The 19677-nt window shown below is 61.9% G+C and carries 17 protein-coding genes and 1 pseudogene; 10 read left to right on the top strand and 8 right to left on the bottom strand.

Features of this window, described 5'->3' with window-relative positions:
• Positions 1-396: 396 nt before the first annotated feature.
• From CKO42_RS23655 to CKO42_RS23640, 4 genes are all read right to left on the bottom strand, one after another.
• Positions 397-801: an acyl-CoA thioesterase gene (locus CKO42_RS23655; protein WP_200250209.1), complete on the bottom strand. Its 405-nt coding sequence runs from the start codon at positions 799-801 to the stop codon at positions 397-399.
• On the bottom strand, positions 798-1214 hold the full coding sequence (locus CKO42_RS23650) for a 6-pyruvoyl trahydropterin synthase family protein (RefSeq protein WP_200250207.1): 417 nt from the start codon (positions 1212-1214) through the stop codon (positions 798-800). The genes CKO42_RS23655 and CKO42_RS23650 overlap by 4 nt, the downstream gene beginning before the upstream one ends.
• 257 nt (positions 1215-1471) lie before the next feature.
• On the bottom strand, positions 1472-2467 hold the full coding sequence (locus tag CKO42_RS23645; RefSeq protein ID WP_200250206.1) for a zinc-dependent alcohol dehydrogenase: 996 nt from the start codon (positions 2465-2467) through the stop codon (positions 1472-1474).
• A 17-nt stretch (positions 2468-2484) separates the two neighbouring features.
• Positions 2485-3243: an FkbM family methyltransferase gene (locus tag CKO42_RS23640; RefSeq protein WP_200250204.1), complete on the bottom strand. Its 759-nt coding sequence runs from the start codon at positions 3241-3243 to the stop codon at positions 2485-2487.
• 80 nt (positions 3244-3323) lie between these two features.
• Here CKO42_RS23640 and CKO42_RS23635 point away from each other — a divergent pair, with 80 nt between their 5' ends.
• From CKO42_RS23635 to speE, 4 genes are all read left to right on the top strand, one after another.
• Positions 3324-5795: an ATP-binding response regulator gene (locus tag CKO42_RS23635; RefSeq protein ID WP_200250201.1), complete on the top strand. Its 2472-nt coding sequence runs from the start codon at positions 3324-3326 to the stop codon at positions 5793-5795.
• A complete protein-coding gene (locus CKO42_RS23630; protein ID WP_200250197.1) occupies positions 5792-6697 on the top strand; it encodes a response regulator in 906 nt (301 codons plus the stop codon). The genes CKO42_RS23635 and CKO42_RS23630 overlap by 4 nt, the downstream gene beginning before the upstream one ends.
• Positions 6687-7022: an ArsR/SmtB family transcription factor gene (locus CKO42_RS23625; RefSeq protein ID WP_200250194.1), complete on the top strand. Its 336-nt coding sequence runs from the start codon at positions 6687-6689 to the stop codon at positions 7020-7022. The genes CKO42_RS23630 and CKO42_RS23625 overlap by 11 nt, the downstream gene beginning before the upstream one ends.
• A 78-nt stretch (positions 7023-7100) precedes the next feature.
• The gene (gene speE / locus CKO42_RS23620; RefSeq protein WP_200250192.1) at positions 7101-7967 is read left to right on the top strand and encodes a polyamine aminopropyltransferase; all 867 of its coding nucleotides are present in this window, start codon (positions 7101-7103) and stop codon (positions 7965-7967) included.
• Positions 7968-8142: 175 nt separating this feature from the next.
• Here speE and CKO42_RS23615 read toward each other — a convergent pair whose 3' ends face one another.
• The 3 genes from CKO42_RS23615 to CKO42_RS23605 form a co-directional block, all read right to left on the bottom strand.
• Positions 8143-9411, bottom strand: coding sequence for an ammonium transporter (locus CKO42_RS23615; protein WP_200250190.1), 1269 nt, complete (start codon positions 9409-9411; stop codon positions 8143-8145).
• Between the two features lie 23 nt (positions 9412-9434).
• Complete coding sequence (locus tag CKO42_RS23610; protein WP_200250187.1) at positions 9435-9773, bottom strand: P-II family nitrogen regulator; 339 nt, start codon at positions 9771-9773, stop codon at positions 9435-9437.
• 125 nt (positions 9774-9898) lie between these two features.
• A complete protein-coding gene (locus CKO42_RS23605) occupies positions 9899-10666 on the bottom strand; it encodes a TorF family putative porin (RefSeq protein ID WP_200250184.1) in 768 nt (255 codons plus the stop codon).
• 308 nt (positions 10667-10974) lie between these two features.
• Between CKO42_RS23605 and ubiK the strand changes: the two genes are divergently transcribed.
• The 6 genes from ubiK to CKO42_RS23575 all read left to right on the top strand — a co-directional run bounded on the left by ubiK (position 10975) and on the right by CKO42_RS23575 (position 19402).
• Positions 10975-11262, top strand: a complete 288-nt coding sequence (gene ubiK, locus CKO42_RS23600) for a ubiquinone biosynthesis accessory factor UbiK (protein ID WP_200250181.1) — start codon at positions 10975-10977, stop codon at positions 11260-11262.
• 38 nt (positions 11263-11300) lie between these two features.
• A complete protein-coding gene (locus tag CKO42_RS23595) occupies positions 11301-12860 on the top strand; it encodes a YifB family Mg chelatase-like AAA ATPase (protein ID WP_200250178.1) in 1560 nt (519 codons plus the stop codon).
• 2 nt (positions 12861-12862) lie between these two features.
• Positions 12863-14833 carry an ATP-binding cassette domain-containing protein gene (locus CKO42_RS23590; RefSeq protein ID WP_200250172.1) on the top strand — a complete coding sequence of 657 codons (1971 nt, stop codon included), beginning with the start codon at positions 12863-12865 and terminating at the stop codon, positions 14831-14833.
• Positions 14833-15399 carry a DUF2939 domain-containing protein gene (locus tag CKO42_RS23585; RefSeq protein ID WP_200250163.1) on the top strand — a complete coding sequence of 189 codons (567 nt, stop codon included), beginning with the start codon at positions 14833-14835 and terminating at the stop codon, positions 15397-15399. Before CKO42_RS23590 ends, CKO42_RS23585 begins: the two co-directional genes overlap by 1 nt.
• Positions 15400-15522: 123 nt before the next feature.
• Complete coding sequence (locus CKO42_RS23580) at positions 15523-18039, top strand: glycogen/starch/alpha-glucan phosphorylase (protein ID WP_200250161.1); 2517 nt, start codon at positions 15523-15525, stop codon at positions 18037-18039.
• A 7-nt stretch (positions 18040-18046) separates the two neighbouring features.
• Complete coding sequence (locus tag CKO42_RS23575; RefSeq protein ID WP_200250159.1) at positions 18047-19402, top strand: Glu/Leu/Phe/Val family dehydrogenase; 1356 nt, start codon at positions 18047-18049, stop codon at positions 19400-19402.
• Positions 19403-19413: 11 nt separating this feature from the next.
• Here CKO42_RS23575 and CKO42_RS23570 read toward each other — a convergent pair.
• A pseudogene (locus tag CKO42_RS23570) lies at positions 19414-19515 on the bottom strand (EamA family transporter); the annotation flags it as partial.
• Between the last annotated feature and the right edge of the window lie 162 nt (positions 19516-19677).

Below are 19677 nucleotides of genomic sequence, written 5' to 3'. Positions count from 1 at the left end.
ACCAAAGGCGAGGCCTACGATCCAAAGCACGCCTTGAGTCAGGCGGTTTAACCGCCGCGAGCACCGATGAGGGATTGAGTCACATCCGAGCGAGCACGATCACCCACACCACGAGTTTCTAACCACGAGTTGCTAAGAGTGACTGTCACTGTGATGGCATGAAAGGCTTGTCCTGCATTCCTGAAACCCTGTAATCCTCACCAGCCGGCATCGCCGAGACTGAAACAGTGATAAGGACAGGAATGCGCGCGGATTCCATCAGGGCGCGAGGAGCGATCACGCCACCTCATCACGACGCCGGATATATGGCCGCAACGTTTCCTTCTGCTGAACAGTCAAGTGGCTCTTGCATCGCGGGGCGGACCATATATGAGGGATCGCTCAGTCAGCTCGAGATCATGCGGATAGCGCGCTGATGAGGGATGTCGGCAACGCTTGGCTCTTGCCGGTACGCGGATCGATGGCGACATGGACGCTGAGCGCTGTTGCCACTTCCTGATCACCGATGAAGAACCCGTAGGCCAAGCTGAAACGTCGCTCGCCCAGCTCCTTCAGCGCGATGACGACATCGACCTGATCGCCATGGCGCAGCGGCCGCCGAAAATCGGCTTCGACATGCACTAGTGGCAGCCCGATCTGACGCCCACGAATCAGGCCATCGACCGGCCAGCCGATCCTGGCCATCATCGCCTCGTAGGCATCGTGGGCATGGCGGAACAGATGGGCGAAGAACAACACGCCGGCCGCATCGGTGTCGTGCAGTGCAACCCGGAAGTGATGCTCGATCATTGGCGCCGTCATGTTGTGGCCTGAGCTAGCAGCTCGGCCTCATAAGCGGCCCAGGCGACGTGCGATTCGCTGAGCTGGACCCGCATCGCGGTCAGCCCCTTGGCCGATTCACCGAGATCGCCCGCGCTGATCCGCGCTGCGAACCGGTCGAAGATCGCCCGGGCGAGAAACTCGGTGGTCGTATTCTGGCCCTTGAACGCGGGGTGCTCATCGAGGTTTTGGTAGTCGAGCTCGCCGAGCACCTCGCGCAGCACCATCGAGGCCTTGCCGATATCGACCACCAAGCCATCCGCATCCAGCTCCGGGCGGCGTAACTCGCAGTCGACCACATAGGTGGCACCATGCAAGTGTTGCGCGGGGCCAAAGATCTCACCGCGAAAGCTGTGCGCGATCATGATGTGGTCGCGAACGCAGAGGCTATACATGATCACTCATCCTATGCTGACTCATCTCAACGGACATGGCACGTCATCACCCTGGGCGATGATGCGCGCGTTGGGCAGGGTAATCTTGGCGCTGCCACCGCACAATTTGAACATGGACGACCTCAATCAGCAGCCGTCGATCCGGTCGTTCGCCGGACGCTGACGGCGTTTCACGAGTGGTATCGCCATCTGTCCTGACTGCTAGACAGGATGGGCGCATGAACGCTAGGCTTTCACGGCTTGTTTTTGTCTAGCGATCAGGTGCAATCACCATAACGGATACGGTGCATCAGTGTCGCACCTGGGGCCTTGGCCAGCCTAGCCATGACCCTCGGCAGATCGGAAAAGGCCTCTTCGCCAGTGATCAACGCATCGAGCACCGGGTCGCGCAGCAGCGATAGGGCAAGCTGCAGGCGCCGCCGATGATCCCAGCGCGCCCGCTGCCCAAGCGGCAGGCTGCCAACCTGCGATGAGCGCAACGTGAGCCGGCGCTGATGGAAGGCCTGGCCCAATGGCAAGCTGACGGCTTGGCTGCCGAACCAGCTCAGTTCTAGGACGGTCGCCTCGACGCCGGCGAGCGCGAGCGCGCCGACGAGCCCGTCGGAGGTTCCGCTGGCATGAATCACCAAGTCCGCATCAGGACGAGCGGTGGCGGGATCTTGGAACGCAACCCCTAATGCCGCCGCGGTCTCGGCACGCTGCGGATTGATGTCGACTAGCTCCACCTCGCAGCCCGGTATCCTGCTCGCGAGCCAAGCGCAGAGGCAGCCAACTGTCCCAGCGCCCACAACCGCGATCCGATCGCCGAGGCGCGGCTGCGCATCCCAGAGCCCGTTGATCGCGGTCTCCATCTGCGCGGCGAGGATCGCCCGTTCCGGCAGTAGCCCAGCCGGCAATGGATGCACCGCCAAGGCCGGCACGCGATAGCGATCTTGGTGCGGGTACAAACAAAACACCGGTTGGCCGATCAGCTCGGCATCCTCGGCCGCATCGACGGCCTCGACGCGGCCAACGCTGATATAGCCGTACTTGACCGGCGCCGGGAAGCAGCCGACCTGGAACGGTGCGCGCATGCGCTCGTACTCGCTCTCCGGGATCTCACCGCGAAACACCAGTGCCTCGGTGCCTCGGCTGATGCCGCTGAAGAGGGTGCGAACCTCTACCTCACCGCCGCTGAGGGGCGCAAGCGTCTCGGTGCGTAGTGCCCCCTGCCCTGGGCGGACGAGCCAAAAGGCCTGTGCTTCATCCGTCATAGTTCGGATCGATCGCGCTAGGCATCCACCCGCACCGCATAGATATCCCCCGCATTCGCTGCTTCCGGCAGCCCCTCGGTCCAGCAGCCGATCTCCTCGGCGCTCAGCCAGTTCGCGTGCACCAGCGACGTGCTCGCACCCAATGCGGCGTTGTAGCGATAACCGCCGAGCCGCTCGCATTCCGCGAGCGCCCGCAGTGCGACCTGGCGCTGAATGGTCGTGAACTCGAACGAAAGCGCGGCCAAGGGGCGACTCAGCCCTTGTAGGACAATGGCCTCATAGCCCTCGACATCGATCTTGCAAAACCGCGGCTCCCCATGACGCGCGATCATCGCATCTAGCGTCGTCACGGGTACCTTGACCCTGCCCTCCCAGCGCTGGCCCTGCCATGCCTGCCCGTACTGAGCGGCGGTCATGAAGCCACGCGAGAGCGAGCTGACAGTTGGGTTAGCAAGATTGAGATACATCTCAGCCTCAGTCGTGTCAGCGCCCATGGCAACCTGCTCGAGCACCACTTGCCGGTCACGGCCATGCAATATCCGCAATGTCCGCGCCAGCGCCGGTTGTGGCTCGACAGCGACCACGCGCGCCTCCAGCCGACGCAGGCTCGCGATACAATCACCAATGTGCGCGCCAATATCGAAGACGAGATCCGCTGGCTGCACGAACTGACCCAGCAACCGGTCGCGCCAAGCACCGTCCGCGCTGCGGTAGCGCTGAACCAGTGAGCGGGCAACTCCCAGCTCACGTCGGAGTATGTTCTTTAGCTTGAGCACAGGCGACTCAACCTCTCAGATGGCGACGCGCCATCAGCGTTTCCGTGAAACATCTTGCTGCTCTGCCGGTCCCGCTCTGAATGAAGCTTCGCTACTACATCCTTCTGCTGCTGCTCGCATTCGGGCTGATACCTCTGATTGTCGCGGTGCTGATCAATCTGCCGCTGGTGCTCGATCGTACCGCGATGTTCTACCAGAAGGCCTATCTGCAGAATCTGCGGGCGGACTTCCGCGATCTCGACCAGCATCTGGCCAGCCGCCACGAGATGATCCGGCTGCTGGCCAAGCTGCCTGAGCCCGGCATCATCCTCGGTGAGGCCAGCGATGAAGAGGCCATCGACCTTGCCCGTGCGCGCTACACCGGTTGGATCAACCAGATGCTCAGCGACCAGGCCGACCTGATCGAGATCCTCTTCGTCGATGGCGATGGCAACGAGCGCTTTTGGCTCGCGCGCGACGCCTCGACCCGCGAATGGCGACCAACCGCGCACCCGCCGGACCCACCCAGTCGCGGCTTCACCAGTGCCGGCCTAAAGCTCAAATCCGGCGAGGTCATCGTCAGCCGGATTCGGGTCAACTCGTTCGCCGCGCGCGAAGATCCTCGACAACTGATGACGCTCCAGCTTGCGAGCCCGGTTGGTCAGCATTCCGAGGACCAGATCAAACCCCTCGGTCTGCTGATGATGACCATCGACGTGGGCGGTCTGGCAAACTTTTATCGGGAAACGCTCTGGGTCACCAACGACGGCCGTTATCTCCGCCCGGGTGAGCCATTCAGCGAGGAAGCCCTCGCGTTCGCCGATTTTCCCGGCCTTAAAACGATTTTCGACGAAGAAAAGCTAGCGCTCTGGAAAGGGGACTTCGGGCCACCGCTGCTCTGGGTGCCGATGTTCCTCACCGAGAATGCGCAGCCGCTCTGGGTCGGGCGACCGGTCGATCCGTCGCCGATTGCAAACTTCCGCAACGCCCTCGTCGGGCGCGTGCTCAGCATCGTGTTGGTGTTGATCCTGGTCCTGCTGCTCATTGCTCGCTGGCTGGCGTCGCGCGCCGAGCGCTTCGGTCAGCAGCTGACCAGTGGCGTTCGCGGCATTCTACGCGAAGAGCAGACGCCCCGGTTTCGCTGGCAGGGTCCCACCGAAGTGCGCGAGCTCGGCGATCAGCTCAACGCACTGGCTCACAGCCATGCCGAGCATCTCAGCGCCGAGCGCCAACACATGCGGCAGCTGGAGCAGTCCAATCGCTACAAGTCGGAGTTCCTCGCCAACGTCAGCCACGAGCTGCGCACCCCACTCAACTCCATCTTATTGCTCTCTAAACTGCTCGCAGCGCGGGAATCCGGGCTCGATGACGATCAACGTCGCCAGGCCAAGGTCATCAACGAAGCCGGACGTGACCTGCTGGCCATGATCGACAACGTCCTCGACATCTCGCGCATCGAGGCCGGCGCGGTGACCGTGCATCTGGAGTGGGTCCCAACCAGACCGATGATCGATGAGCTGGTGGTGATGCTCGGGCCGATCTTCGCCGAAAAAGGGCTGAAGCTGAGGGTCGAGCTCAGCGCCGCCGCACCCGATCATGTTTATAGCGATCAAGCCAAGATCCGCCAGATCCTGAAAAATTTCCTCTCTAACGCTGCAAAGTTCACCGAGAAGGGACAGGTCACCATCAGCATCGAGGCTGATGACGAGAACTATCCACTCGCGATCTCGGTCACCGACACCGGCATTGGCATTCCGGTCGGCAAGGAGGAGATCATCTTTGAGGCCTTCCGGCAGGCCGACGGCTCCACGCGCCGCCGCTACGGGGGCACGGGCCTCGGACTCTCGATCAGCAAGGAGCTGGCGCAGTTGCTCGGTGGCCACATCACCGTCACCAGTACGCCCGGGCTTGGGTCTTGCTTCACGCTTCATCTACCCCTGTCATGCGATCCAAGCGGTCTGCCAGCGGTCGAGGTGATCGAAACGATGGAGGCATTGCCGGCCAGCGCTGGCGTCGCCGAGCTCAATAGTCGTCATCGCGAAGGAACAGAAAAAACGCCCTTCTCCCAAGGCCCCCAATCTTCGACACACAATGCGGTTTTCGCTGTCGATGATACAGGCACGCTAGATCAGGATACTGGCGCCGACGCCTCTGATGCGACCAGCACCGATTACGCCAACCAATGGGTCTTGCTGGTCGAGCGAGATGTGCAGAGCTTGCTCGCCGTCACTGAAGAACTGGAGGCACTCGGACTCCAGGTACAGACCGCTGCTGATGAAGAGGAGGCGCTTGAAACCCTCACCGAAGAGCATGACTGCTCGATGCTACTGCTCGCAGGCTGTCTTGAAGCAAGCGACGCCTGTGCTACGATCAGGCGCTTACGGCAGACGGATCGGCTGACCGATCTGCCGATCGTTGTCGTCGGCGATTTGGACACAGCAGCGCAAGCGCGTTGTCTCGAGGCAGGGGCATGCTGTTTCCTGAAAAAGCCGATCGAATCGGCTGCCTTGGCCAATCTCATCCACGCCTCATTACGCCCGAGTGCTGTTGAGGGTATCGAGGAGACGGCATGATAGACGGATTCGATTACAAACTGCTGATCGTTGACGATCATGCGCACAACCTCTACACGTTGCGCAAACTGATCGAAAAGCATCTCCAAGCGACCGTGCTCGAGGCGTCCTCTGGCCGCGAGGCGATTGATCTCACCCTCAGCCATCACGACATCGACCTGATCATCCTGGATGTCCAGATGCCGGAGATGGACGGTTTTCAGACCGCATCGCTGCTGAAGCGGCGCCGGCGCTCACGCGATATCCCGATCATCTTCCTCACGGCCGCGTTCAAGGCAGAGGAGTTCCAGCAGCGCGGATACGCGATTGGCGCCGTTGACTATCTGCTCAAGCCCATCGACGACAACCTATTGATCAATAAGATCAGTACCTACTTTAGGCTGATCGAGAAGGAGCGCTCGCTCAACCGCGAGCTCGAGATCAAGGTCGCCGAGCGTACCGCCGAGCTCGCCGAGGCGCGGCAGTATCTGGCCAACATCATCACCCACATGGGCGAAGCCTTGCTCGTGCTCACCCCTGAGGGCGAGATCAAGATCACCAACCCAGCCGCCTGTCGCATGCTCGGCTACAGCGAGTCAGATCTGCTGGGGCTATCGATCGGCGACGTCTTCGAAGAAGAGGGCGACGAGGAGGCCGGCGCCTTCATGGGTACCTGGCTCGAGGCCTTGATTCGCACCGGTGCGCTGGCCAAGATCGAGGCGCGCTTCATCGCCAGCAACGGCAGGCGTGTCCCCATCTTGTTCTCGCGCACGGCAATAAAAGATACTGATGGAGCAATAACAGATATCATCTGCATCGCTAAAGACATGAGCGGCTATGCCCGCATCGATAACGACAACGTCAAGGAAGCGCTGACGACCACCCATCTCGAGAGGACGACGGAGGCTGACCATGACCGATGACTTGCCAGCCGATTATTCTGACCCCGAAGATACCACCCTGACCGCCATGGCCTTGAAGGCGATGGCGCATCCACTGCGCTGGAAGATCCTCTGCTCGCTCGGGCAAAACGAGCTCTCGGTGGGGGAGATCGTCGAGCGCACGGGAACCTCGCAGAGCAACATCTCCCAACACCTCGAGCAGTTACGGAACAAGAATATCGTGATCGCGCGCAAGGAGGCCAACCGCATCTACTATCGCATCCGCAACGACCAGCTTTTGGAGCTGATCGGTATCATGCGCGATGTGTTATGCCCGGCGAATCTCGACGATCGCTATCCGCGTTGATGAAGAGCAGTTTGAACGGGGGAGCGGGAAGTTTGAAGGGCGAAGTTTGACGTTTGACATGGGGAGAGGTTGACGCTAATGCTGGACGAGAACAACTGGTTTACCGAGGTAGCTGAGGCCGCTGGCAGTGCTTTTTCACTGCGGATCAAACAGCGGCTGCATCGCGAGGAAAGTCCGTTTCAGACCATTGAGGTCTACGAGACTGAGACCTTCGGCAACCTGATGGTGATCGATGGTTTTACCATGCTCTCGACGCGTGAGAACTTCCTCTACCATGAGATGCTTTCGCACCCGGTGCTGTTGACGCATCCGGCGCCGAGACGGGTCGCGATCATTGGTGGGGGGGACTGCGGCACCTTGCGCGAGGTGTTGCGCCATCCGGAGATCGCGTCTGCGGTCCAGATCGATATCGACGAGCGCGTGACTCGCGTCGCTGAGCAGTTCTTTCCTGAGCTGACTGAGTCTAACGCCGACCCACGTGCGACCCTGCTGTTCGACGATGGGATACGCTGGATGCGGGAGGCGCCGGATCAATCGCTCGATATCATCATCATCGATAGCACCGATCCAGTTGGCCCGGCCGAGGGCTTGTTTACCACCGCCTTCTATCGCGATTGCCACCGTGCCTTGGCGCCCGGCGGCCTGTTGGTCCAACAGAGCGAATCGCCGCTCTATCACATGGATATCATCCGCGGTATCTATGCCGACACCGAGGCTGCCGGTTTCCAAGACCGTGCCACGCTGTTCTTTCCACAGGCGATTTATCCGTCAGGTTGGTGGAGCGCTACCCTGGTGAGCCGTGACCAGGCGATTCCAGACTTCCGCGCCGTCGCTGCAACCAATCTGCCGTTCCCAACACGTTACTACACCGCTGAGATCCATCGTGCCGCACTAGCTCAGCCGGCCTTCTTCAAACAGGCGCTCGCAAGCACCCAGGGCGAATAGCCGGCTTGCCACTCATCGCTGGTCATTTCACCTGATTGCTGGACGTAACGAGCCGGCAAGCCAAACCTTTATTGGCCCCTGATCTCTGGCAGTCAGGACGAATGGCGATACTCCAGACGCAAAAACGGGGCCCGAAGGCCCCGCTGCAAGGTCGATACGCGGAAAGCGTAATCCGTCAGACTCCAGCGCCGCCGCGGGAGCCAACGAATTCAGGATAGGCCTCGAGTCCGCATTCGCCGACATCGACACCTTCGTACTCTTCCTCCTCGCTCACGCGGATGCCCATGATCAGTTTGATCAGCAGCCAAACGATGATTGAGGTGATGAAGACCCAAGCGAAGATCGAAACCAGACCGATCAACTGCGGCACGATGCCCGCATCGGGGTTCGTGATCGGCACCGCCAGGAGGCCCCACATACCAACGACACCATGCACGGAGATGGCGCCGACGGGATCATCGATGCGCAGCTTGTCCAAGGAGATGATGGCGAAGACCACGATCACGCCACCGACACCACCAATCAGTGTGGCCGCGAGCGGCATCGGTGTCAGGGGCTCAGCGGTGATCGCAACCAGGCCAGCGAGCGCACCGTTGAGGGCCATGGTGAGATCGGCCTTACCGAAGATCAGCCTTGCGGTCAGCAGCGCGAAGACCAGACCGCCGGCGGCGGCCATGTTGGTGTTGACGAAGACCGCGGCAACGGCGTTGGCATCGGAGATATTAGAGACCACCAACTGCGAGCCGCCGTTGAAACCAAACCAGCCCAGCCAGAGGATGAAGGTGCCGAGGGTAGCGAGTGGGAGGTTCGCGCCGGGGATGGCGTTGATCGAGCCATCTTTTCCGTACTTGCCCTTGCGCGCGCCGAGCAGCAGCACACCAGCCAAAGCTGCGGAAGCACCGCAGAGATGGACGAGACCCGACCCGGCAAAGTCACTAAAGCCGATGCCGTCGAGCCAGCCGCCGCCCCACTTCCAGTAACCCTGTACCGGGTAGATGAAGCCGGTCAGGACGATCGCGAAGAGCAGGAAGGCCCAGAGTTTCATGCGCTCAGCAACCGCACCAGAGACGATCGACATGGCCGTGGCCACGAACACCACTTGGAAGAAGAAGTCGGACATCACCGAGTAGTAGGTGTCACCACCGCTGGCAAGCACGTCCTCAACCGTGTTGTCGCCACCAAACATGAAGCTCCAGCTAATATCTGGAACGATGCCGTTGCCGCCATTCGGGTACATGATGCCGTAGCCGATCAGCATGTACATGATGCAGGCGATCGCGAAGAGCGCGACGTTCTTGGTCAGGATCTCGGCGGTGTTCTTGGCGCGCACCAAGCCGGCCTCGAGCATCGAGAAGCCCGCGGCCATCCACATGACCAAGGCACCTGAGATCAGGAAATAGAACGTATCCAGCGCATACGCGAGTTGAATAGTCGGTTCTTCCACTGTTGATTTCCTCCGTTGCCGAGTTAGAGGGCGTCCGGACCGGTCTCGCCGGTGCGGATACGAATGACTTGGTCGACTTCACTGACGAAGATCTTGCCATCGCCAATCTTTCCGGTTCGCGCGGCGTTGCTAATCGCCTCGATCACCTGATCGACGAGGCTATCGTCAATCGCGATCTCGACCTTGATCTTGGGGAGGAAGTCGACGACGTACTCGGCGCCGCGATAGAGCTCGGTATGGCCTTTCTGACGACCGAAGCCCTTGACCTCGATGACGGTGATGCCCGAGACGCCGATATCGGCCAACGCCTCGCGCACGTCATCGAGCTTGAAGGGTTTGATGATGGCAGCAACCAGCTTCATGAATATGCTCCGTTGGATGGGTGGCGGCTGGCCCGCTGTAGGCCAGCCGCGTTAGACGATGGCAGTTCGGCCATTGCCGCTACGCGCTTGTGCGGTGAAGCTAATGCAAGTGGCGAGCCAATCGATCAGAACTCTTTGTTCCAACCGACCCAGAACTTGGGATCGTCGTCGTAGCCAACTTCCTGGCGACCATTGTTCTGGGTCCAGTTGAAGCTGAAGGTGCCAAAGTCGCCCGCTTCGCGACTTATCGAGGCTCCGTAGTTCCAATAATCCGCGGATTCCGTGACATCGATCAGATTGCCGTTCGCGTCTTCAACCACATCGACGACCACATCGTTGTGTCGGAACTGGTAGTAGCCTCCGAAAACACTGAAGCCAAAGTCATACGGCAGTGCGAAATCGGCACCACCGAAGTAGTACAGATCACCGTCATCGAACAAACCGCCGTCATTTTCGCCGTACACCGTGTAGGCAATGCCGAGCGTGAACCATTTGAAGGAGCCGCTCAGGGTCAGCTCTGCGAAATCTGAGTCTCGTCCATCGGGATAGGCGTAGTAGATCGCACCGATGTCGTAGCTGACATCATCGTTGATCGCCCCGCCAAACCCTGTGTAGAGATCCAACTCGTAGTTCGGATCAGCTGTCCCCCAGTCGATGTTCGACACCCAAGTACCTGCATAGAAGCCGCTTTCGTGGCCGACATCGAGCCCGCCTTGGATCGCGGCCTGATCGCCTGTCTGCGTGACGCCGCGCCATACGTAGTTTGAGACGGCGCCGATGTTCGCACTGAACGACCAGGGGTCTTGAGCGGCAGCGGGCACAGAGACGAGAAGCGAAGCAGCGGATAGCAGGGCGCCAGATGCGGCCACCATTCCCAAGCTCTTTGTTTTCATGGTCAAGTTACCTCAGTTCATGTCGTAGAGACGGGCGAGACGACCGCCCTGCGTGGTGATCGTGCCAATCGCAAAATCACAGTCGGACAGAGCTAAGCAGGTTGTATGCCAAAATACTTATGTACCCAAAAGGCAACGGAATTGGGCATAATGTCGCAGAAGCGCAACTCTGTAACCGCACTGTCACGGTGCGTTGATACGGGGCTCTCGACCGGCTTGTGCGCCATTTCAGGGCAAGCACGGTACAGGCGCCCGAAACGCCATCGCCCTATAATGATCGGCATTGCTTCCATTGCAGGTGAACTCCCATGCTCGACCCAAAACAGATTGACGACCTCGCCCGCCGCCTTGCAGAACATGCACCCAAGGGCTTTCAGGTGTTGCAGGAAGACATCGGCCGCAGCTTTCGCGCAACGCTCGAGTCGGGGCTGGCGCGGCTCGACCTAGTGACGCGCGAGGAATTCGATGTTCAAGCAGCGGTGCTCGCCCGCTCGCGCGCAAAACTGGCTGCGCTGGAAAAGCGTGTCGCAGCGCTTGAGGCACCGGCGGGTCAAGGCTCGACCGCGACGGCCGATGTCGAAGGGCCAAGCGCATGAGCGCGACTCTGCGCTAACAACGCCCCGCGCCAGCACCATTGGGCCTCTCCGTTCTCTATAGCCGTGCCCGGGTCGGCATCCAGGCGCCAGCGGTCACCGTCGAGGTGCACGCGGGCGTTGGCCTGCCCTCGTTGTCGATCGTTGGACTGCCGGAGCTGGCGGTGCGCGAGAGCAAGGATCGGGTGCGCGGAGCACTCGCCAATAGTCGCTTCGACTTCCCGGCCGGGCGGGTGACCATCAACCTGGCACCCGCCGATCTCCCGAAGGAAGGTGGCCGCTTCGATCTCCCCATCGCGCTCGGCATCCTCGGCGCCTCAGGCCAGATCCAGGCGGAGCCACTGACCCGGCATGAGTTCCTCGGCGAGCTGGCCTTGAGCGGTGAGCTGCGCCCCGTCGACGCCGTGCTACCAGCGGCGCTAGCCGCGCGCGATGTCGGCCGCGCGCTGATCCTACCCAGGCTCAATGCAGCCGAGGCCGCACTGGTGAGCGGCCTCGAGATCTTCCCCGCCGACTGCCTGCTCGATGTCTGCGAACATCTCAACGGACTGAGCAGACTGACCGCCTATCAGCACGTCGATTCAGTCGAAGCACCGCCGACGACGCTCGACCTCGCTGAGGTCCGCGGCCAGCCGCAGGCGAAGCGCGCGCTCGAGATCGCCGCCGCTGGCGCTCACAGCTTCTTGCTGCTCGGCCCACCCGGCACCGGAAAATCGATGCTGGCGGCGCGGCTGCCGGGGATCTTGCCTGCCCTCACTGAGGCGGAAGCGGTTGAGGTCGCGACGGTGCATTCGGTCAGCCGGCAGGCCTCCGGGATACCCCTGGCCTGGCGGCAGCGTCCGTTCCGCTCGCCGCATCACACAGCCTCGGCCATCGCCTTGGTTGGCGGCGGCGCGAATCCGCGGCCAGGCGAGATCTCCCTTGCCCACCATGGCGTCTTGTTTCTCGATGAACTGCCGGAGTTCGATCGGCGTGTGCTCGAGGTTCTGCGCGAGCCGCTCGAGTCTGGCCAGATCTTGATCTCGCGCGCAGCCCGAAGTGCTGAGCTACCGGCCCGATTCCAACTCATCGCGGCGATGAACCCCTGCCCTTGCGGCTACCTTGGCGATCCGAGCGGTCGCTGTCGCTGCACCCAAGAGCAGGTCAGTCGCTACCGCGCGCGCCTCTCCGGACCCCTGCTGGATCGGATCGACCTGCATGTCGAGGTGCCGCGATTAGCCGCTGAGCAGCTGCATTCGGCTGAGCCGACAACAGCTGAGTCGAGTGCAATCGTGAAACAACGCGTCGAAGCCGCCCGCGCGCTGGCCATGGCGCGTGCCGGTAAGCCGAACAGCGCGCTGCAGCCGCGTGAGGTCGAGCGTGATTGCGCGCTGAGTAACGACGGCCGCCGCCTCATGGAGCAGGCCATGCAGCGGCTGGCGCTCTCGGCGCGTGCCTACCATCGCATCCTGAAGGTCGCTCGCACCATCGCTGACCTTGCCGATCGGCGCGAGATGACGATCGCTGACCTCAGCGAAGCGATCGGCTATCGAAAGTTGGATCGCGAAGCCCCGCAGGCGCCGAGCTTGCCGCCGATGAGCGCTCGACGAGGGCGGGCCTGAGCATGCTTGAACTGCGCGGTATCAGCTTGCGCCGCGGCACTAAGCTGCTCATCGATGAGGCGGAGCTTCGCGTCCACCCTGGGCAGAAGCTCGGTCTCGTCGGTGCCAATGGCTGCGGCAAATCAAGCCTGCTCGCGTTGCTACGGCATGAGCTCGGGACCGATGCGGGCAACGTCTCGATACCGGCCGGTTGGGAAGTCGCGCATGTCGCGCAACACACCCCATCCGGCGCACGCGAAGCCATCGAGTTCGTCATCGATGGGGATCGAGAGCTCAGACAGTTGCAGGCGGCCCTCGCCGAGGCCGAACAGGCTGACGATGGCCTACGGCAGGGCGAGCTGCTCGGGCAGCTAGAGTCGGTCGGCGCCTGGGACGCCGAAAGCCGCGCCGCGCAACTGATGCATGGGCTCGGGTTTGCGGTCGGCGAGGAGCGTCGGCCGCTCGATGCCTGGTCCGGTGGTTGGCGGATGCGCCTAGCGCTGGCGCAGGCACTCATGTGCCGCTCTGATCTGCTGCTGCTCGACGAGCCGACCAACCACCTTGATCTCGACGCCGTGATCTGGCTCGAGGGCTGGCTTCGCGCCTACTCTGGGACCCTGATCCTGATCTCGCACGATCGCGACGTGCTCGACGCCGTCGCCACCACGATCTGCCATCTCGACCGGCTGAAGCTCTGGACCTATAGCGGCGGCTACTCGGCCTTCGAGCGGCAGCGCGCTGAGCAGCTGTCCCAGCAACAGGCCGCCTTTGTGCGCCAGCAGCGAGAAGTGGCCCACGTGCGCTCGTTTATCGATCGGTTCCGCGCCAAGGCCACTAAGGCCCGCCAGGCGCAGAGCCGGCTCAAGGCACTCGAGCGGCTCGAGCTGATCGCGCCGGCCCATGTCGACACCCCATTCCGCTTCAGCTTCCGTAACGCGGCCACCCAGCCCAACCCGCTGCTCCGCCTCGAGGAGCTCGCCGTCGGCTACGATGGCGTGCCAATCCTCGAGGACGTCAACCTGTCGCTGCACCCCGACGACCGGATCGCATTGCTGGGCCCGAATGGTGCTGGCAAATCGACCCTGATCAAGGCCATCGCCGGCGAGCATGCTGCTCTGAAGGGCAACCGCGTCGAGGCCCAAGGACTGCGCATCGGCTACTTCGCCCAACACCAGATGGATCAGTTACAGCCGGAAGCCTCGCCGCTGCAGCATCTCGTCCAGATCGATCCTGCGGCCTCTGAGCAGCAACTGCGTGACTTCCTCGGTGGTTTTGGCTTTAGTGGCGACCAGGCCACGGACCCCGTTGCACCTTTCTCTGGCGGGGAGAAGGCACGGCTAGCACTTGCGCTGATCGTCTATCAGCGGCCAAACCTGCTGTTGCTCGACGAGCCAACCAATCACCTTGATCTCGATATGCGCCAAGCGCTGAGCGAGGCCCTGCAGGACTACGAGGGTGCCGTGGTCTTGGTCTCACACGACCGGCATTTGCTGCGCATCACCTGCGATGTCTTGCTACTGGTCGATGAAGGCACCCTGGCACCCTTCGATGGCGACCTTGACGACTACCCTCGCTGGATCAGCCAACGCGCTGCGCAACGCCGGCAGGCAACGAGTGCTACTGCGCCCCGCAACACTGACGCGCAAGGTGACGACTCACAGCGTCACGCCGCACAGAGTCAGGCGCTTGCAGCAGCCGGCGGCATCCCCTCAAAAAAGGAACTGCGCCGACATGAGGCCGAGCAGCGCGCGCGTCTGCAGCCCTTGCGCCGAGAACTGAAACGGCTTGAGCAACGACTCGAGTCGCTCAGTGCGCAAGCGGAAGAACTGGATCAGCAGCTGGCTGATCCAGCACTGTACGACGCAGACGCCAAGTCACGATTGCTCTCGCTGATGAACAAGAAGCGCCAGGTCGATGCCGAGCTGGCAGACGTCGAACAGGCTTGGCTGACAACCGGAGAGGCGCTCGAGCAGCTCCAGGTACCGGCGTCCTGATGTCTAGCACGAGCCAACTGCCGATCCAGGAGACTCTGACGCGGGGCCGCCTCCAGCGTCTGCCTTTGGGCGCTCGCTGGGCTCTTCTGGCCCTGCTAATCACAAGCTGCCTGTACCTGGTCTCACCGTATATCACCCTCTGGCGGCTCAATTTTATTACCGTCAATGGTCCAACCTCGGCGCTGAGCTCGGTCGTTAATATCGAGGCAGTACACGAGCAAATCCAACGGCGCCTGAACAAAGAGCACGACAGCGCAATCGGCGAGGTCTCGGACGCTTTCATCGACTGGATTCAAGAGGCCATCCGGCGCGATGGCGCTGACGCCCTATCGCACACCGTCACCCTGAGCTGGCTGCGTCAACTGCTGCTCACCCATGCCGAGGGCGGCGATGGCTTTCGGCCCGCGATCCACTATGCGTTCTATACCTCACCAACAGGCTTTAGGGTTCAAATCGGCGATCAGACGCCATCTCCAGAAGGCACGCAGGAGCCGCAGACAACCCCTGTGCACCTCCGACTCGGCCGAACCTGGCTAGGCTGGCGCGTCATCGCCGCGTACTACTAATTCACAGACCCAATTCACAGACCCGCGTTTAGTCGTTCTCAGCTTGGCGCATCACACGTTATCTTAGGGTCTTCCGCATCCCCATACCGTCATCGCCCGCCACTTCAGCGCAGGATCTCAAGCATGTCCCCATTCAAAGATCTCACCGACAGCACACCCAACGAGCGTCTCTTCAAGCTCGATCCGCTCGGCATGGACGCCGACAGTATCGGCCGCGACTTCCAGCACTACTACGCGCACACCCTAGGTCGCGACCGCGATTGCCGCTCCGCCTACTATCCGTACAAGGCCTTGGCAGTCAGCCTGCGCGATCGTCTGATGGAGCGTTGGAAACTCACCCGTCACGCGCATGACCAGGCCAACTGCAAGCGCACCTACTATCTTTCGCTCGAGTTCCTGATGGGCCGTTCGCTGAGCAACGCGCTGCTCAACCTGGGCATCACCGACGAGGCGCGCCAGGCCCTTTACGACATGGGCTTGATGTACGAAGAGATCGAATCCGCCGAGATGGACGCTGGCCTCGGCAACGGCGGCCTCGGACGCCTTGCGGCCTGTTTCCTCGACAGCTGCGCGACGCTCCAGCTGCCGGTCAAAGGCTACGGCCTGCGCTACGACTTTGGCATGTTCCGGCAACTGATCGAGAACGGCCGCCAGCTCGAAGAGCCGGATCATTGGCTGCGCGATGGCAATCCCTGGGAGCTCGAACGCCCCGAGTACACCCAACGCATCCCGTTCGGCGGCCACACCGAGACGCATCAGGACGATCAGGGCCGCATGGTTCAGCGCTGGGTGAACACCCACGACGTGCTTGCCGTGCCCTATGACATCCCGATCCCGGGTTATCAGAACGACACCATCAACACCCTACGGCTCTGGTCCGCGACGGCCACGGACGTCTTCGATCTCGGCGAATTCAATGCCGGCAGCTACCCGGAGTCGGTGGCCGCGAAGAACGATGCCGAGCACATCACCATGGTGCTCTACCCGAACGATGCCAGCGAGAACGGCAAGGAGCTGCGGCTGCGCCAGCAGTACTTCCTCGCCTGCGCCAGCATCAAGGACGTGATCCGCGAGTGGCAGCGGCTGCACGGCGAGGACTTCAGCGCGTTCGCCGACAAGAACTGCTTCCAGCTCAACGACACCCATCCCGCGGTCTCGGTGCCTGAGCTGATGCGCCAGCTCATGGACCTGCACCACATGCAATGGGATGAGGCCTGGGCGATCGCCAGCCGCACCATGGCCTACACCAACCACACCCTGCTACCCGAGGCGTTGGAACGCTGGCCGGTGCGCCTGTTCCAGCAGCTGTTGCCGCGCGTGCTCGAGATCATCTACGAGATCAACGCCCGCTTCCTCTCAGAGGTCGCCTCGCGCTGGCCTGGCGATATGGATCGGCAGCGGCGCATGTCGTTGATCGAAGAAGGCGATGACCCGCAGGTACGCATGGCCTTCCTCGCCATCGTCGGCAGCTTCTCGGTCAACGGCGTTGCCGCGCTGCATTCCGAGCTGCTCAAACAGGGTCTGTTCCGCGATTGGTTCGAGCTCTGGCCGGAAAAATTCAACAACAAGACCAATGGGGTCACGCCGCGCCGCTGGCTGGCGATGTGCAACCCAGGGCTACGAGAGCTGCTCGATGAGACCATCGGTAACCACTGGGTCAACGATCTCTCACAGCTCGAAAAGATCGCCCCCGAGACCGAGGATGCCGACTTTCGCGCGCGCTGGGACCAGATCAAGACCGACAACAAGCGGCGGCTGGCCGAGATGGTGGGCTCAACCTGCCGGATCGAGTTCCCGGTCGAGTTTATGTTCGATGTCCAGGTCAAGCGCATCCACGAGTACAAGCGCCAGCTGCTCAACATCTTGCACGTGATCCATCTCTACAACCGGATCAAGCATGGCGATGGCCACATTGGCGCCCCGCGCTGTGTGCTGATCGGCGGCAAGGCCGCGCCTGGCTATGAGATCGCCAAGCTGATCATCAAGCTGGCCAACAATGTCGCCAAGGTGGTGAACGCCGATCGCCAGGTCACCGAGCAGCTGCGGATGGCCTTCATCCCTGACTATCGCGTCTCGGTGATGGAGATACTCGCCCCCGGCACCGATCTCTCGGAGCAGATCTCAACGGCCGGCAAAGAGGCCTCGGGCACCGGCAACATGAAGTTCATGATGAACGGCGCGGTGACCATCGGCACCCTTGATGGCGCCAATATCGAGATCCGCGAGCGCGTCGGCGACGAGAACTTCTTCCTCTTCGGGCTGACCGCTGAGGAGGTCGAGCACACCCGCGCTCACTATGACCCCAATGGCATCATTGCCCACGACGACGCCCTGCGCGAGGTGATGGCCCTGCTCGAATGCGGCCACTTCAACCAATTCGAGCCCGGTATCTTCGACTCGATCATCCATGGCATCCGTAACCCCCATGATCCCTGGCTCACGGCGGCCGATTTCGACAGTTATCGTCAGGCTCAGCAACAGGCCGCAGAGGCCTATATGGACCGCCCACGCTGGCTGCGGATGAGCATCCTCAACAGCGCGCACAGCGGCCATTTCTCGTCCGATCGCACCATCGCCCAGTACAACGACGAGATCTGGAAGCTGACACCGATCGCGCCCACCCATCCCGGAAAGCGATAACCAGCGCATGACGACAAACACAACCTCCAACCTAGCCCGCGCTGCCGAAGGAACGACCGACAGCGGTAGCGAGCTGGCACCGGAGCGCATCATCCACTGTCAATTCGCGCGCGCGCAGCAGCATCTTGACGGCCTCGACGGGGGCTTGCTCGAGGTGCTGCTGCCGCCGCGTCGCACCATCACCGTGAACATCCCGGTCGAGCTCGACGACGGCCAGCTGCGGACCTTTGTCGGCTATCGGGTGCTCCACAATCGACTGCTGGGGCCGGGCAAGGGCGGTATCCGCTTTCATCCGCAAGTCTCATTGTCGGAGGTCGCGGCGCTCGCGGCCTTGATGACCTGGAAATGCGCGCTCCTGCGCATCCCCTTCGGCGGCGCCAAGGGCGGCATCGCCTGCTCGCCGAAGCAGCTCAGTCAGCGTGAGCTGCGCCGGATTACCCGACGCTTCGTCTCCGAGCTTGGCGACAACATCGGCCCTTATACCGACATCCCAGCGCCTGATCTCTACACCGACAGCCAGACCATGGCCTGGATCTACGATACCTACGACGCGCTGCATCCAGGCGAGAACAACCTTCCGGTCGTCACCGGCAAACCGCTTGCGATTGGCGGCTCGGAAGGCCGCAGCGAGGCCACTGGACGCGGCTGTGTGCTGGCCGCCGAGCGCTTGCTGAGCCTAGGCGCCGTGCCGCAGCTCGAGTCGCTCGATGGGGCTCGGGTTGCGATTCAAGGCTATGGTGAAGTCGGTCGCGTCGCTGCGCACCTGCTGCACGAGCGTGGCGCGCGGGTGATCGCGATCAGCGACTCGCGTGGCGGCGTGCTCGTCAGCAATGGGGACAGGCTCGACCTCGCCGCCCTCAACGCGCACAAGGCCGAGAACGGCACCGTTGTCGGACTCGCCGAGACCCGCACCATCACCAACGACGATCTGCTGGCACTCGATTGCGATCTGCTGATTCCAGCGGCACTCGGCGGCCAGATCCATAGCGGCAACGCAGCTGCGGTGAATGCCCGCGTGGTCATCGAAGGCGCCAATCGGCCCGTCACACCAGAGGCAGACGACATCCTCGCCGAACGCGGCATCCTGGTGCTGCCCGATATCCTCGCCAACGCTGGTGGCGTGACCGTCAGCTATTACGAATGGGTGCAGAACATCGAGCACCACAGCTGGCCGCTAGACGACATCAATGGCCGCCTGCGCGCACGGATCAACAATGCCACTGACCGCGTCGTCGCGCGTTGGCGCGCCTTCGCCTCGCACCCGAGCAACGGCGATCTCTGCACCGACCTGCGCACCGCGGCGCTGGTCGAGGCCCTCGAACGACTGACCTCGATCTTGGAGCAGCGCGGGGTTTGGCCTTAGATCGGGCGGCGAAGCCCAAACCCGATCATGGTCACCTGCACCGCGCCGGACAGCAGCAGGGCACCCGTCGCCGCTGTCAGGCTCAAGGACGCGAGTGAGAACAGCGTCGCATAGGTAAGGCGATTTCTGTCAAAGCTCAAACCGCCTTGCTAGTGCAACCCTGTTAAATACCTGAGACCGTTCCCAGATAGTAACCTTGTCATTCTCATCATTCACATAGCGACTGACCGGAGGTTCTCACCGATGCCGCGCTGTACTGCAGCCCCAGTTGACGT

It is taken from the genome of Lamprobacter modestohalophilus (assembly GCF_016583905.1).
Lineage (GTDB): Bacteria > Pseudomonadota > Gammaproteobacteria > Chromatiales > Chromatiaceae > Lamprobacter > Lamprobacter modestohalophilus.
Note: the sequence above shows the minus strand (reverse complement) of the source record. Positions and strands in the feature narration are given on the sequence as shown.

What these genes read in the sequence shown, in the direction of transcription:
- CKO42_RS23655 (WP_200250209.1), bottom strand. Translation starts at nt 801, where the DNA reads ATGACGGCGCCAATGATCGAGCATCACTTCCGGGTTGCACTGCACGAC.
- CKO42_RS23580 (WP_200250161.1), top strand. Translation starts at nt 15,523, where the DNA reads ATGTCCCCATTCAAAGATCTCACCGACAGCACACCCAACGAGCGTCTC.
- CKO42_RS23610 (WP_200250187.1), bottom strand. Translation starts at nt 9,773, where the DNA reads ATGAAGCTGGTTGCTGCCATCATCAAACCCTTCAAGCTCGATGACGTG.
- CKO42_RS23605 (WP_200250184.1), bottom strand. Translation starts at nt 10,666, where the DNA reads ATGAAAACAAAGAGCTTGGGAATGGTGGCCGCATCTGGCGCCCTGCTA.
- CKO42_RS23635 (WP_200250201.1), top strand. Translation starts at nt 3,324, where the DNA reads ATGAAGCTTCGCTACTACATCCTTCTGCTGCTGCTCGCATTCGGGCTG.
- CKO42_RS23585 (WP_200250163.1), top strand. Translation starts at nt 14,833, where the DNA reads ATGTCTAGCACGAGCCAACTGCCGATCCAGGAGACTCTGACGCGGGGC.
- CKO42_RS23645 (WP_200250206.1), bottom strand. Translation starts at nt 2,467, where the DNA reads ATGACGGATGAAGCACAGGCCTTTTGGCTCGTCCGCCCAGGGCAGGGG.
- CKO42_RS23625 (WP_200250194.1), top strand. Translation starts at nt 6,687, where the DNA reads ATGACCGATGACTTGCCAGCCGATTATTCTGACCCCGAAGATACCACC.
- CKO42_RS23650 (WP_200250207.1), bottom strand. Translation starts at nt 1,214, where the DNA reads ATGTATAGCCTCTGCGTTCGCGACCACATCATGATCGCGCACAGCTTT.
- ubiK (WP_200250181.1), top strand. Translation starts at nt 10,975, where the DNA reads ATGCTCGACCCAAAACAGATTGACGACCTCGCCCGCCGCCTTGCAGAA.
- speE (WP_200250192.1), top strand. Translation starts at nt 7,101, where the DNA reads ATGCTGGACGAGAACAACTGGTTTACCGAGGTAGCTGAGGCCGCTGGC.
- CKO42_RS23575 (WP_200250159.1), top strand. Translation starts at nt 18,047, where the DNA reads ATGACGACAAACACAACCTCCAACCTAGCCCGCGCTGCCGAAGGAACG.
- CKO42_RS23630 (WP_200250197.1), top strand. Translation starts at nt 5,792, where the DNA reads ATGATAGACGGATTCGATTACAAACTGCTGATCGTTGACGATCATGCG.
- CKO42_RS23590 (WP_200250172.1), top strand. Translation starts at nt 12,863, where the DNA reads ATGCTTGAACTGCGCGGTATCAGCTTGCGCCGCGGCACTAAGCTGCTC.